This is a genomic window from Scytonema hankhaensis NUACC26, from assembly GCF_045865695.1.
GTDB lineage: Bacteria > Cyanobacteriota > Cyanobacteriia > Cyanobacteriales > Nostocaceae > Scytonema.
Genome location: NZ_BAACAP010000212.1, coordinates 38,918 through 52,245, shown reverse-complemented (window position 1 = coordinate 52,245; position 13,328 = coordinate 38,918). Strand labels below are relative to the sequence as shown.

Sequence of the window (13,328 nt, the reverse complement as noted above, 5' to 3'; positions counted from 1 at the left end):
AGCAATAATTTAACCGTACTTAATGTAATTTTGCAAACTTTTTTAAGGTAACATTAATGACTAGCGATCGCGTGACGGATGTAATTGTTATTGGTAGCGGAATCGGGGGCTTAAGCTGTGCTGCTCTCCTGGCTAAGTACGGCTTTGATGTTGTGGTTTGTGAAAGCCACTCCATTCCCGGAGGAGCCGCACATAGTTTTGAACGAAATGGTTACAAGTTTGACTCAGGACCTTCTCTGTATTCCGGATTGTCTTACACCCCTTCATCCAACCCTCTCAGACAAGTACTGAACGCAATTGGTGAAAATTTAGATTTTGTAACATACGATACTTGGGGATGTTGCCTGCCAGAAGGAGATTTTGACACCTCGGTAGGAGGTGACCAATTTTGTGAAGTTTTATTAAGATTGCGTGGAGAGAAAGCTGTAGCTGAATGGCGGGAGTTACAGCGAGTCATGGCACCACTCGGACGTGCTGCGACTGCAATGTCACCAGCCGCCCTCCGCTTAGATATCGGTGCAGTGTTGACTGTAGGTTCCTTTGCTCCGTCTTTGTTTCAGCATATTGCTAGTTTCCCCAAGCTGATGGGAGCTTTTAGTCCGATTATGGACAGTGTTATTAAAGATTCCTTTACGCGCAATTGGCTAGATTTGCTTTGTTTTCTTCTCTCAGGACTGCCAGCTAGCGGTACCAGTGCAGCTGAGGTGGCATTTATGTTTGCTGATTGGTATCGACCGGGTGTCATGCTGGATTACCCAGTAGGTGGCAGTGGTGCTTTGGTGGATGCACTTGTCAGAGGACTGGAACGGCACGGGGGGCAGCTAATGTTAAACACTCATGTTGAGGAAATTCTTGTAGAGACGAGAGGTGGTGCGTTTTTGGGTACGTCCTCGCAACGTGCTGTAGGCGTGCGCTCGCGCTCAGCGCAAGCCGTACCCGGCTTATCGCGTGATGGTAAAAAGATTATGGCACGTCGGGCAGTGGTTTCAAATGCATCCATTTGGGATACACTCAAGTTGCTTCCCACCGGAGCAGTACCAAAACAGTTTCAGGAACAACGAGCAAGTACACCAGAATGTGAAAGCTTTATGCATCTGCACTTAGGTATAGATGCACGAGGATTGCGTTCTGACCTTGCCTGTCACTACTTATTTGTTAAAGATTGGAATCTTGGTGTCACTGCGCCTCAAAACGTTGTACTAATATCAATTCCATCAGTGTTAGACCCATCACTCGCACCACCAGGCAAGCACGTTATTCACGCTTATACTCCCGGTAGCGAACCCTATTCTGTTTGGCAGGGAATGGACAGAAGGAGTGAGGAATATGCCAAGCAAAAACAAGTACGTGCAGAAGTTATGTGGCAAGCATTGGAACGAGTTATTCCAGATGTGCGTTCGCGCTCAGCGCAAGCCGTACCCGGCTTATCGCGTCTTGAAGTGACACTTGTTGGTACGCCCATAACTCACGAACGCTATCTACGCCGTCACAAAGGTTCTTACGGTCCGGCAATTTCAGCAGGAAAAGGGTTCTTTCCCGGCTCGGGTACACCTCTTGCAGGATTACTGTGTTGTGGAGACTCCACCTTTCCCGGTATCGGTTTACCTGCAGTGGCTGCAAGTGGAGCGATCGCAGCCAATACTCTTGCTCCCGTACACAAGCATTTAGAAATGCTCAAAGAGATAGTATAACTGTAAAGGATGAAGGATAAACGATAAAGGATGACCGATTCAATGCGATCGCTACTAGTTGGAATAACTCTCAGCTTGGGAATATCTTCACTGGTGATTCCAGAATCTTCTTTTGCTCAAGCAAAGCAACAAGTATCCAATGCCCAAGTTGCGGCGATGGTGGAAGCCTTGAGACTTGCTGCACCTAAAACTGGCAGTACAAATGATGGATATTACAGTGATTGGCAAGTTAAACCAGACACCCTCAAAGGTTGGTCAAAAAATTGTCTGAAAAAAGAAGTCACGCCGACACAGTTTGAGAATGATGCCAAGCTAGCACGTCAAGTTGTCTCGTGTATTACAACTCGCGAACTGAACAAGCAATATTCCGCCACTGGCAATGAAACTGCTGCTGTGCGTGGCGTGGCCTGTTGGTGGATGACTGGTAACTATACGGGATGCAATAGTGGATTTACTGCTGATTACGTTAAAAAGGTGACAAGTTACTATCAGCAGCAACGCTCAAAATCAAGTTCTACCAACTCTAAACCACCAACTAATTCATCTTCATCATCTCCCAAAAAACCAACATCGCGATCGACTTCCACCACCCCCGCACCTACAGAAAGTGCATCTCCATTGCCAACAACATCGCCGAGTGCTACACCAACAAGCAGTCCATCTCCATCACCCACAACCTCCCCAACACCTTAGGTAAACAGGTTGATAAACCACAGATGCGAGAGGCGTAGTATTATATCATCCCCCAAACAATGGCAAAAATGTGGGCTCGAAGGGATTTGTTTTGGGTTGAGCCTCAACTTCCTCCTCACAACTACTCCAAGCTGGTGCGAAACTCCTTCAAAAGCTGCCCGAGATTTAGATATAAACCCAGAAATTATTAATAATAGCCCAGTTCTACAACGTTGGCAGCGTCAAGTCCCCAATGTGTTGGAGGAAATTAAAAACGATCCCAGTTTTCCCACTAGAATCAGGCTGGGCTTATCTTACTTTCCTTCCACAGAGGAAGCATTTGGGATAAATCTTGGTGTTGAAGATGCCTTGATTGGTAGCAGTCGCTTAACGGTGAGTGGAGAGTACCAAGCAATATTTAACGGTCAGCGAGAGACTTACGGAGGAGATTTACGTTACTACCTGCGTCCTTTAGGAAGCTATATCAATATTGCCACCGTTGCAGGTTACCGACACTTAGAAACAGATAGCTACTTAAGAAATGGCGTGAATTTAGGAGTCAAGCTGCTTTTCGTGTTATCTCGTGGTGGTGCAGCAGATATTTCTTTAACCCAAAGTTGGGTCGCCCCGCGCACAAGTGAAGAAGTTGGCTTAACAACTTTGTCAGTCAGTTACGCTGTGACTCGCGACATAAGGCTATCTACAGATATTCAGTTTCAAAATTCTAAAGAGGAGAAAGACAGCCGCGTCGGTGTTGTTTTGGAATGGCTACCGTAAGTAAAATACGTAAAATTTGTACCTAGCTTTAAGTTCAGGTTTGAACTGCCAAAAGAGCCAGCTCTGACCTAGCCAAAAGTGCATAAGCTCATGTTGCTTGCAACAACTTAAGATTAGGGGCTATGTCTTTTGACTGAGCTTCGCTGCGATCGCTGCGGAATTCATTTTAATGCATACAATCTGATTTTTGTCAATCGATGTCAACATTATTAATTCATCAAAATAAATTGGTAGGAATTATGTATTTAGAAAATAATTTCAGTATGCAAGCAACACAATGTACTTTGACACTACAGCAAGAAATTGTAGAATGCAGAGGTGCTGAGGAAGCAGCACAACCAGCAAACTTCACTAGAAGTACGTTTTTGGCAAATATGAGCCACGAATTGCGATCGCCACTCAACGCTATTCATCAAATGACAGTATTTTTCATATAAAGGAACCATAACCTTTATAAAGGGTAAATTTTTTACACCTCTATGACTAGGTTAGATTTAACAAAAAAATTCTGTAAAGTATCTAAATCAAAAATATGGAAATCATTTTTTTAAATATATGTATAAAATCATGAGCGGAATCGAAAAAAACTTAGTTAGAGGAACTATTTTAATCGTTGATGATACACCAGATAACTTAAACCTCTTAAGTAGTATTTTATTAAAAGCAGGATATAAAGTGCATCCAGCCCCGAGTAGTAAATTAGCTTTAAGGTTTATTCAATCGAATTTACCCGATCTAATTCTATTAGATATTATGATGTCTGGAATGGATGGATATGAAGTATGTAGACTAGTTAAATCATCTCTTAAAACTCAAGACATTCCCATTATTTTTATTAGTGCTTTACACGAAGTTTTGGACAAGGTAAAAGCTTTTTCTTTGGGTGGAGTCGATTATATTATTAAGCCTTTTGAATCTCAAGAAGTTTTAGCTAGGGTAGAAAATCAGTTACGACTTAGAAGGCTTTCTAAAGAACTTTTAGAGCAAAATTTAAGGTTAACAGCAGAACTTGAAGAACGTAAGCGTGTAGAAGAAGCTTTGCGGCAACAAAAAGAACTTTTACAAACTATTTTTGACCATATTCCTGTCATGTTAACTCTTTACGATAATGAAGGTCGAATTCATTTAGTGAATCGAGAGTTCAAACGTCTTTTAGGTATATATCGAGAAGAAATTCATCAAATTGACATATTAGAAGACCTCTTTCCCGACCCTAAAATTCGTGCTCTGGTTTTAGAGCACATGATAGCCGCGACTGGAAGGTGGCAAGACTTTAAAATTAGAACGGGACTGGGACATTATATCGATACTTCTTGGGCAAACATTCGATTAAATAATGATACGATTATAGGTATCGGGCAAGATATTACCGAGCGCAAACAAGCAGAAGAAGCATCTGTGCTTGAAGAACGTAACCGCATGGCAAGAGAAATACATGATACCCTGGCACAAGCTTTTACAGGTATTATCGTTCATTTGGGTGCAGCTTCACGAGTTATAGAGGAAGCTTCAGAGGATGCAAGAGAACATATTCAAATAGTCCGCGACCTTGCACGTAGAGGTTTGACAGAAGCACGTCGTTCAGTAGAGGCACTGCGTCCGCAGTTATTGGAGAATGGGGACTTATGTAGTGCTCTTAAGCGTCTAACAATGCAGATGCAATCTTATTCTCAGGCTCGGATTATTTGTGAAGTGACAGGTGAGGTTTACCCCCTAGGCTCAGACATAGAAACTAATTTGTTGCGAATTGGACAAGAAGCATTGACAAATGCTGTTAAATATGCTGATGCTAGTGAAATTCGAGTTGAAATGATATACGAACAAACACGGTGTCTTTTAAGAATTAAAGATGATGGACAGGGATTTGATGCAGAAAGCCCTTCTATCAGTAATGGTTATGGTCTTTTAGGAATAAGAGAACGAGCTCGACACATTGAGGCAGAACTAACCATAAGAACTCATCCGGGAGAGGGTACAGAAGTTGTGGTATTAATCAGTGACCAGTGACCAGTGACCAGTGACCAGTGACCAGTGACCAGTGACCACTAGTATAAATGAGTAACAGCGTAGTTCAATCAAATCTTATTCGCGTCCTAATTGCTGATGACCATCCTGTGGTACGTCAGGGTTTGGCAGCGATGATTGAGCGAGAGCCAGATATGATCGTGATAGCACAAGCTAGCGATGGGCGTTCTGCTATAGAAATGTTTCGCGAGTATCAACCTGACGTCACTCTTATGGATTTACGCATGCCGAAAATGGGTGGTGTTGGTGCTATTGATGCGATTTGTAGTGAGTTTGATGATGCCAGAATTATTGTACTGACAACTTTTGATGGCGATGAAGATATTTATCGCGGCTTGCAGGCGGGTGCAAAGGGTTATTTGCTTAAAGATGCTGAACCTGATGAACTTTTAACGGCTATTCGCACCGTTGCTAGCAACCAAAAGTACCTTCAGCCTACGGTGGGAGCTAAACTGGCAGAACGGATGAGTTATCCAAAACTGAGCGATCGCGAGAAGCAAGTCCTTCGCTTAATGGCAGTTGGTAAGAGCAATCAAGAGATCAGTTCTGCCTTGCGTATTTCCGAAAGTACTGTTAAATTCCACATTAATAATATTTTGAGCAAATTGGGTGTCCATGACAGAACCCAAGCCGTTCTTGTTGCTCTCAAACGCGGATTTGTGAGTCTTTCTTAAGATTAGGATTGAATTAAAAAGATAATCACTTTGATTTGCAGATTATAAATTATGTATGTAAGATTTTGCTCAGAGATTACTCCCTTTGGGCTCTAAAATTCCACTCACTTTGTAGGTGGGGCTATGCCCTACAATGGCGAATGTGCGGCATAGCCCTACCTACCTGTAATGGTAATCTTCTGGCACCGAAGGGAGTAATTCCAGATCTGAGTAACCTAAGTAATGCCTCAAATCCTTGTGTATTAAGAACACCTAGCCAAAAGTTCAGGTAACAACCCAACACTTAGTACAGGTAAAAACTCAACTGTAGGAGAGCGACATGGCAAGGCAAAGTGTCGTATATTATGGCTCTGTAAACAATACGCAGCCCGATAACATCCACTCACTATCCGGACTGGATGTCCTTCGGCGAGTGCTGTAGTTTACTGCTCTTTATCTGCCCATGTAAGAGAGGGAATCTTGGAGAGGTGGGAGATGAGGGAATGGCTTGCACGGGGCTATATTCCCTTGTCCCCCTTTATTTTTCAGCGATCGCTGACCAGGCTGGCGATCGCGGATGCTAGTTCTGTTGGGTCTATGGGCTTGGAAAGATGTTTCTGAAAACCCGCAGCAAGTGCTTTATCTCGATCTTCATCTTTCGCATATGCTGTTAGTGCAATCGCTGGAATTCTACCTCTTTGTTCTGGAGGAAGTTCTCTGATTTTACGAATTAAGGTGTACCCATCTTCACCTGGCATACCAATATCGCTCACCACTACATCTGGCTGAAATTGTTGCAGAGCTTCTAGAGCTTCTTGTGCTGATGCAGTTTCCATCGCGATCGCTCCATACGGTGCTGCCTACTATACGGATTGGCTGTCCGCTAGCATCTCTTGCAGCCACAATTCCGTGGTCTATTACATACTTATACTTGTTCTCTTTGTTACGAACTCGATATTCAGCAGTATAGCGATCGCTTTTTGCAAAGGCAATTTTTGCTTCTTCTTGTACCCTCTGCAAATCCTCTGGATGGACAAGTTCGCACCACCACTTAGCACTTGGTTCGGTTTCTCCTAGCGAATAACCCAAAATTCTGGTTAACCCCTCTGTCCTTTCAACAGTATCTCGCTCAATATCCCAGTCATAAATAAGACAGTTAACCGCCGCCGCCGCTAACTCAAATCGCTCGTTCGCTAATTCAATTTCTAAGCCTAATGTCTGCTCGCATTGAGCAACTTCTCGTCGCATTTGAGCCATCTTGAGGTTCGCCTCAACGCGAGCTAATAATTCGCGAGCCGAGAAGGGCTTAATGAGATAATCGTCTGCACCTGCTTCTAATCCTTCTACACTGGATTCTTTTCCTGCACGAGCAGATAGCAGAATGATGGGCAATGCTTTTGTGTCTGGGTTAGCCCGTAACTCGCGTAACAAACCAAAACCGTCTAGTTGCGGCATCATAACGTCTGTAATAACGAGATCGGGGAGTTGCTGACGAACAGCCGCTAAAGCAGCTACCCCATCTGCTACAGCTTGTACCTGATAATGTTGGCTCAACAAACGCTTCATGTAGTCTCGCATATCAGCGTTATCATCTACTAACAAGATCCGCGCCGCAAAGGATGGGGGGGTAGACTCTCTGTCTATCCCAATTTCCCAATCTCCCAATCTCCTACTCTCTTCCGGTAACCAGGGAAATACTGTTTCAACATAGGAAGCCGTTCCTATTGCTGTTGATGCTGAGGTTGATGCAGCTTTAATGCGTTCTTGCGGCAAGTGAGCGCATCCTGTAGGAATTGATACAATAAAGCTCGTTCCTTCATGAACAACGCTTCTCGCCTCAATCGTACCGCCATGCAGGTGTACGAGTTCTCGAACTAATGACAAACCAATACCCGAACCCTCATAAGTCCGTCCTCTAACTCCTTGCACTCGATGAAATCGCTCAAAGATTTTAGGGAGTTCTGCGGCGGGAATACCTATACCAGTGTCCCGCACGTCTAACTCAACGCGAGCGCTACAATAGCGTAGGGCAATGACAATTTTGCCCTCAAAAGTGAATTTGAAGGCATTGGAGAGCAAGTTAAATACAATCTTCTCCCACATTTCCCGGTCAACATACACTTTTTCAGGAAGGGGAGGGCAATTTACTAACAACTGCATTCCCGCGTTTTCAATGGCTGACCGGAAAACACCTGCCAAATCCGTAGTGAGTATTGCTAAATCGGTTGGTTCATAAACTGCTTCTATGCGCCCTGCTTCAATGCGAGAGAAATCTAGCAAGGTGTTAGCCAGTTTCAGCAAGCGCAGGGAATTTCGATGAGCAATTTCTAGTTTAGGGCGATCGCTAGGATTTGGTCCTGTTGGATTTGTTAAAGTTTCTTCTAAAGGACTCAGCATGAGTGTGAGTGGCGTGCGAAACTCATGGCTGATATTGCTGAAGAATACTGTCTTTGCTCGGTCTAACTCTGCCAATGCTTCGGCGCGTTTGCGTTCTGCTTCATAAGCATCGGCATTGGCAATTGCGGTAACAATATTACTGACAACTAAATCAAAAAATCCTTGGTACTCATCATCAAATGACCGTCGGGAACTAATACCTAACACTAGCAAGCCAGCTAGTTGTTGCTTTCCTGACTGAGCGATGGGCATTACGATTGCTTTGGATGAATCTTTTCCAAGAAGCCCACCAAATCGTTCTTTTAAATCATGAATAACTTTTACCGTATTTATACGGTTGACTTCTCTTAAATTCCATGTTTCTTCTTGAGTCAAGTCAACGCAATCGGGACTTGCGGGAGTTCCCGCCTCTATACCTATAGTTCTTACCAACCTTGCTTGTTTGCCTTCTGCTTCTACCTGATACAGCAAGGCAAAAGGAATATCAGCTGAATTTTTGCACAGCGTTTCTGCTGCGATATTGTAGGCGTCAATAACAGTCTTTGCTTGTGCTGCATTCGATGCTAGTTCTCGTAACGTTCGCAAACGACGCTCGCCGATAACTCGCGCTGTTGTTTCAATGACAGCACAAAAGACTCCGCCCACTCCACCACTTTCATCTCGAATTGGACTGTAGGAGAAGGTGAAATATGTTTCCTCTAAATAGCCATAGCGATCCATTAACAGCAGCAAATCGTCTGACCAAGTAGGTTCACCTGTGGTTAAAACACTCTCAGCTAACGGACCAATAACATCCCAGACTTCCGCCCAACAAGCTTTGGCAGAGTGTCCCAAAAATTGGGGGTGCTTGCTTGCACCAAGCATTGGACGGTAAGCATCGTTGTAGAGGTTAGCGTACTCTGCTCCCCACCAAATAAACATAGGGTAGCGAGAGTTTAATATAATACTGACAGCAGTTTTTAAACTTTGCGCCCACTGAGATAGTGGACCTAAAAGTGTTTGCGACCAATCAAGCGATCGCATCACTTGCCCCATTTCTCCACCGCCTGCAAAGATTTCCTCAGAAATAGTCAATTTCACTCTATTGCTGTGTCTTAACTCATATTAATAATTTCTGCTTTGTATGCCTATATGGGTAGGCGCATAGAATAAAGGTGGTAAATTCTACTTAATATTCTATCAATTTCCTCAGAGCCTTCTCTACCTAAAGATTTAATTTGGAACTGGTAGGGTGGGCAATGCCCACCCTACATAACCATATATCTTGTGGTGGGCAATGCCCACCCTACATAACCATATATATTAATGGTGGGCATTGCCCACCCTACATAAAAAAGGGCAGGCAATGCCCACCCTGGAAGAAATTGAGAAAATAACTCTGTTGCAAATTAACCCAACAATTCTTTTGCTTTAGCTAACACGTTATCAACTGTATAGCCAAACTTCTCCATAGCAACATTACCAGGAGCGGAAACACCAAAACGATCGACACTAACGATCGCGCCTTCACTACCATAGTAGCGCTGCCAACCAAAGCTAGAAGCTGCTTCTACAACTAACCGCTTGGTAACAGCTTTGGGTAGTACGGATTCGCGGTAATCGGCTGGTTGCTCTTCAAATATTTCCCAGGAAGGTAGGGAAACAACACGAACTTTTTTACCTGCTTCTCTCAGTTTCTGAGCCGCTTCGACACAAAGGTGTACTTCACTACCAGTAGCAATGAGGATAATATCGGGTGTTTCGTTCTCATCTCCATCAACGATGTAACCACCCTTTGCTGCTTTTTCAATACTGCTTCCTGGCAATTGAGGCAAGTTTTGCCGGGAGAAAGCCATTAGGGTGGGACGGTGTTGATTTGCTTGTTCAACTGCTACTTTGTAAGCACCGGAGGTTTCGTTTCCATCTGCAGGACGGTAAACGATCAGATTGGGAATTGCTCGCAAGGAAGCTAGGGTTTCTACTGGTTGGTGGGTAGGACCATCTTCTCCTAAAGCTAAGGAGTCGTGAGTCATAACGTAAATGACCCCAGCCTGTGACAGTGCTGACAAGCGAATTGCTGCTCGCATATAGTCGGCAAAGACGAGGAATGTCGCACAGTAAGGAATCAGTCCTGAACCGTGGAGGGCAATACCGTTACAAATCGAGCCCATACCATGCTCGCGCACTCCAAAACGGAGGTTGCGGTTGTGGTATTGACCTTTTTGGAAGTCACCGGATACTTTTAAATAGGTTAAGTTGGAGTGGGTGAGGTCAGCAGAACCACCAATTAATTCTGGTAAAGCGGGTGCAAGGGCATTGAGGGTAACTTCAGAAGTTTTACGGGTAGCGATTGCTTTATCTTCAGCTTTGTAGACAGGCAGTGTTTTTTCCCAACCTTCTGGAAGTTTGTTACTTAACAACCGCTCAAATTCGGCAGCGTCTTCAGCGTATTTGGCTTTATAGTCTGCCCAGATTTTGTTCCAATCTGTTTCTAGTTGAGCGCCACGCTCAACTGCTTTGCGGAAGTGCTTGAGGGCATCTTCTGGAACGACAAAGGGTTCGTTTTCCCAACCTAAGTTTTCACGGGTGAGTTTAACTTCGTCACCACCAAGGGCTGCACCATGGACGCCTGCTGTGTTTTGCTTGTTAGGCGAACCGTAACCGATGGTGGTGGTAACTTTAATGAAAGAGGGTTTATCGGTAACAGCTTTAGCTGCTTCAATTGCTTTGGCAATTGCTTCGAGGTCGCTGTTACCGTCTTGAACGTGCTGCACATGCCAACCGTAAGCTTCAAAGCGCTTACCTACATCTTCTGTAAAAGAAACGTCAGTTGAACCGTCGATGGAGATGTGATTGTCGTCGTACAGAGCAATCAACTTGCCCAATGCTAAGTGTCCGGCTAGGGAACAAGCTTCACCTGAAACTCCTTCCATGTTACAACCATCACCTAGAATTACATAGGTGTAGTGGTCAACAAGTGTGGTATCGGGTTTGTTGAATTTTCCGGCAAGATGTGCTTCGGCGATCGCCAATCCAACTGCATTGGCAATTCCCTGTCCCAAGGGTCCGGTGGTGACTTCCACCCCTTCTGTTTCAAAGTTTTCTGGGTGACCGGGAGTTTTAGAACCCCACTGGCGGAACTGTTTGATGTCGTCGATGGTTACGCTGTCGTAGCCGGTCAAATGGAGTAGGGCATACTGCAACATACAGCCGTGACCTGCCGATAGGACAAAGCGATCGCGATTAAACCATTTGGGATTTTTGGGATTAAACCGCATAAAGCGGTCCCACAGAACAAATGCCATTGGCGCTGCGCCCATTGGCAGCCCTGGGTGACCGGACTTTGCCTTTTCGACAGCATCAATTGCCAGAAAGCGGATTGAGTTAATACAAAGTTCTTCGAGGGTTTGGGTTGCAACAGCCATAATCTCTGGTTTTTACGACGGGTTAGCACTCTTTCAATCAGTGAGCAGTGACCAGTTACCAGTGACCCAACGGGAGAGCCAGTCGCCTACGGCGCTGGACTCACCAGCGATCGGTTACCAATGGAACTGGTCTCTATTGACTGGTAACTGTATCATCCCATTGGTGCTTGTTTAGGGACAAGCGTCAGATTTTGGGATTTTTGATATGGATTTTGAATTAATTTTACGGGGTATTCCCATTCTTATCGGTTGCTGAACCGACGAAATTAGGATTTTGAGTAGGGGGACAGGGCATCGGGCATTGGGATAAAATTAATTTCATGCCCGGTTAGCGAGCAAATGCTCGGAGAATTTTTGAATATGTTACCCTATTCTCAAAGTAAGTTACTATCGAGCTGTTTGCAGTATGACTTAACTCCCAAATTTCAAATTTCCCACTTTAGTGGTATTTTTTAAAGGCTAATGTCACATTATGACCGCCAAAACCAAAGGAATTGGAGAGTGCCACCTCGACATTTGCGGCGCGGCTTGTGTTGGGAACATAATCTAGATCGCATCCTTCGTCTGGATTTTCCAGATTGATTGTTGGTGGGATTCTGTTGTTAGCGATCGCCAAAACTGTTGCTACTGCTTCAATACCACCCGATCCACCCAATAGATGACCTGTCATTGACTTCGTAGAACTGACTGCTACTTTGTAGGCATGGTCGCCTAAAGCCCGTTTCATAGCGGCTGTTTCCGTTGGATCGTTCATTGGAGTGCTCGTACCATGAGCGTTGATATAGCTTACGAGTTCTGGGGTAAGCCCTCCATCCTTCAGTGCCAGTTGAATCGCTCTTGCAGCTCCTTCTCCACCAGGTACTGGAGAGGTCATATGATATGCGTCACAGGTCATGCCATAGCCAACCATTTCTGCGTAAATACGAGCGCCACGACTTAAAGCGTGGTGCAATTCTTCTAGTATCAGAATGCCCGCACCTTCGCCCATCACAAACCCATCGCGATCCTTATCAAAAGGACGGCTAGCGCGAGAGGGGTCGTCATTGCGCGTAGACAAAGTTCTTGCTGAGGTAAAACCCGCCATAGATAAGGGTGTAACAGCTGCTTCACATCCCCCACAAATCATGGCTTGGGCGTATCCCCCTTGAACCAAACGAAAAGCATCGCCAATAGCATTTGAGCCAGCCGCACAGGCTGTGACGGAACAGGAGTTAGGACCTTTAGCACCAGTGTGTATTGCTGTCAATCCTGCTGCCATATTAGCGATCATCATCGGCACCATAAATGGGCTACAGCGATCTGGTCCTCGGTTCAGGTAGATTGTTTGCTGCTCTTCCATTACTTTGATACCGCCAATGCCAGAACCGATGATGATGCCTACCTGTTCTGCATTCAAGTCATTAATTACAAATTTCGCATCGGCAAGAGCCTGTTTTGAAGCTGCTACACCCAATTGCGAAAAGCGCTCCATGCGCTTAGCTTCCTTACGATCCATGTAGTCATGGGGGTCAAAATTCTTGACCTCACCAGCAATGCGACAATCATGGCGAGATGCGTCAAACAGGGTAATTTCACCAATACCGTTACGTCCGGTTATTAATCCTTCCCAATATTCAGCTGGTGTATTACCAATCGGTGTAATCGCGCCAACACCAGTTACAACAACGCGCTTACGTAGAAAATCAGTCATGTCAGTAGTTAGATGGCTC

9 protein-coding genes and 1 pseudogene are annotated in these 13,328 nt (G+C 44.8%); 6 read left to right on the top strand and 4 right to left on the bottom strand.

Annotated elements, in window-relative coordinates; all coding sequences use genetic code 11:
• The first annotated feature begins 56 nt into the window (after positions 1-56).
• The 6 genes and pseudogenes from ACKTT2_RS27275 to ACKTT2_RS27250 all read left to right on the top strand — a co-directional run bounded on the left by ACKTT2_RS27275 (position 57) and on the right by ACKTT2_RS27250 (position 5,839).
• Positions 57-1,691, top strand: coding sequence for a phytoene desaturase family protein (locus ACKTT2_RS27275; protein WP_407892485.1), 1,635 nt, complete (start codon positions 57-59; stop codon positions 1,689-1,691).
• 42 nt (positions 1,692-1,733) lie between these two features.
• Positions 1,734-2,198 (top strand): annotated as a pseudogene (locus tag ACKTT2_RS27270) (hypothetical protein); the annotation flags it as partial.
• A gap of 282 nt (positions 2,199-2,480) precedes the next feature.
• Entirely contained in the window at positions 2,481-3,140 is a 660-nt protein-coding gene (locus ACKTT2_RS27265) for a BamA/TamA family outer membrane protein (protein WP_407892483.1), read from the top strand.
• A gap of 197 nt (positions 3,141-3,337) precedes the next feature.
• Positions 3,338-3,577 carry a histidine kinase dimerization/phospho-acceptor domain-containing protein gene (locus tag ACKTT2_RS27260; protein WP_407892481.1) on the top strand — a complete coding sequence of 80 codons (240 nt, stop codon included), beginning with the start codon at positions 3,338-3,340 and terminating at the stop codon, positions 3,575-3,577.
• Positions 3,578-3,707: 130 nt separating this feature from the next.
• Positions 3,708-5,147, top strand: a complete 1,440-nt coding sequence (locus ACKTT2_RS27255; protein ID WP_407892479.1) for a response regulator — start codon at positions 3,708-3,710, stop codon at positions 5,145-5,147.
• Positions 5,148-5,194: 47 nt separating this feature from the next.
• Complete coding sequence (locus ACKTT2_RS27250; RefSeq protein WP_407892477.1) at positions 5,195-5,839, top strand: response regulator transcription factor; 645 nt, start codon at positions 5,195-5,197, stop codon at positions 5,837-5,839.
• A 524-nt stretch (positions 5,840-6,363) separates the two neighbouring features.
• Here the strand turns inward: ACKTT2_RS27250 and ACKTT2_RS27245 are convergent.
• The 4 genes from ACKTT2_RS27245 to fabF all read right to left on the bottom strand — a co-directional run bounded on the left by ACKTT2_RS27245 (position 6,364) and on the right by fabF (position 13,309).
• Entirely contained in the window at positions 6,364-6,654 is a 291-nt protein-coding gene (locus tag ACKTT2_RS27245; protein ID WP_407892475.1) for a response regulator, read from the bottom strand.
• Complete coding sequence (locus ACKTT2_RS27240) at positions 6,566-9,250, bottom strand: response regulator (RefSeq protein ID WP_407892554.1); 2,685 nt, start codon at positions 9,248-9,250, stop codon at positions 6,566-6,568. Before ACKTT2_RS27240 ends, ACKTT2_RS27245 begins: the two co-directional genes overlap by 89 nt.
• A 353-nt stretch (positions 9,251-9,603) precedes the next feature.
• Positions 9,604-11,619 (bottom strand): transketolase, encoded by a 2,016-nt coding sequence (gene tkt / locus ACKTT2_RS27235; protein ID WP_407892473.1) that lies wholly within the window; start codon positions 11,617-11,619, stop codon positions 9,604-9,606.
• A 439-nt stretch (positions 11,620-12,058) separates the two neighbouring features.
• Positions 12,059-13,309, bottom strand: a complete 1,251-nt coding sequence (fabF, locus tag ACKTT2_RS27230) for a beta-ketoacyl-ACP synthase II (RefSeq protein ID WP_407892471.1) — start codon at positions 13,307-13,309, stop codon at positions 12,059-12,061.
• Positions 13,310-13,328: the final 19 nt, after the last annotated feature.

Bases quoted from the DNA above. Each gene is read 5' to 3' on its own strand.
- tkt (WP_407892473.1), bottom strand. From the start codon at position 11,619: ATGGCTGTTGCAACCCAAACCCTCGAAGAACTTTGTATTAACTCAATC.
- ACKTT2_RS27275 (WP_407892485.1), top strand. From the start codon at position 57: ATGACTAGCGATCGCGTGACGGATGTAATTGTTATTGGTAGCGGAATC.
- ACKTT2_RS27240 (WP_407892554.1), bottom strand. From the start codon at position 9,250: ATGGGGCAAGTGATGCGATCGCTTGATTGGTCGCAAACACTTTTAGGT.
- ACKTT2_RS27245 (WP_407892475.1), bottom strand. From the start codon at position 6,654: ATGGAAACTGCATCAGCACAAGAAGCTCTAGAAGCTCTGCAACAATTT.
- fabF (WP_407892471.1), bottom strand. From the start codon at position 13,309: ATGACTGATTTTCTACGTAAGCGCGTTGTTGTAACTGGTGTTGGCGCG.
- ACKTT2_RS27255 (WP_407892479.1), top strand. From the start codon at position 3,708: ATGAGCGGAATCGAAAAAAACTTAGTTAGAGGAACTATTTTAATCGTT.
- ACKTT2_RS27260 (WP_407892481.1), top strand. From the start codon at position 3,338: ATGTCAACATTATTAATTCATCAAAATAAATTGGTAGGAATTATGTAT.
- ACKTT2_RS27250 (WP_407892477.1), top strand. From the start codon at position 5,195: ATGAGTAACAGCGTAGTTCAATCAAATCTTATTCGCGTCCTAATTGCT.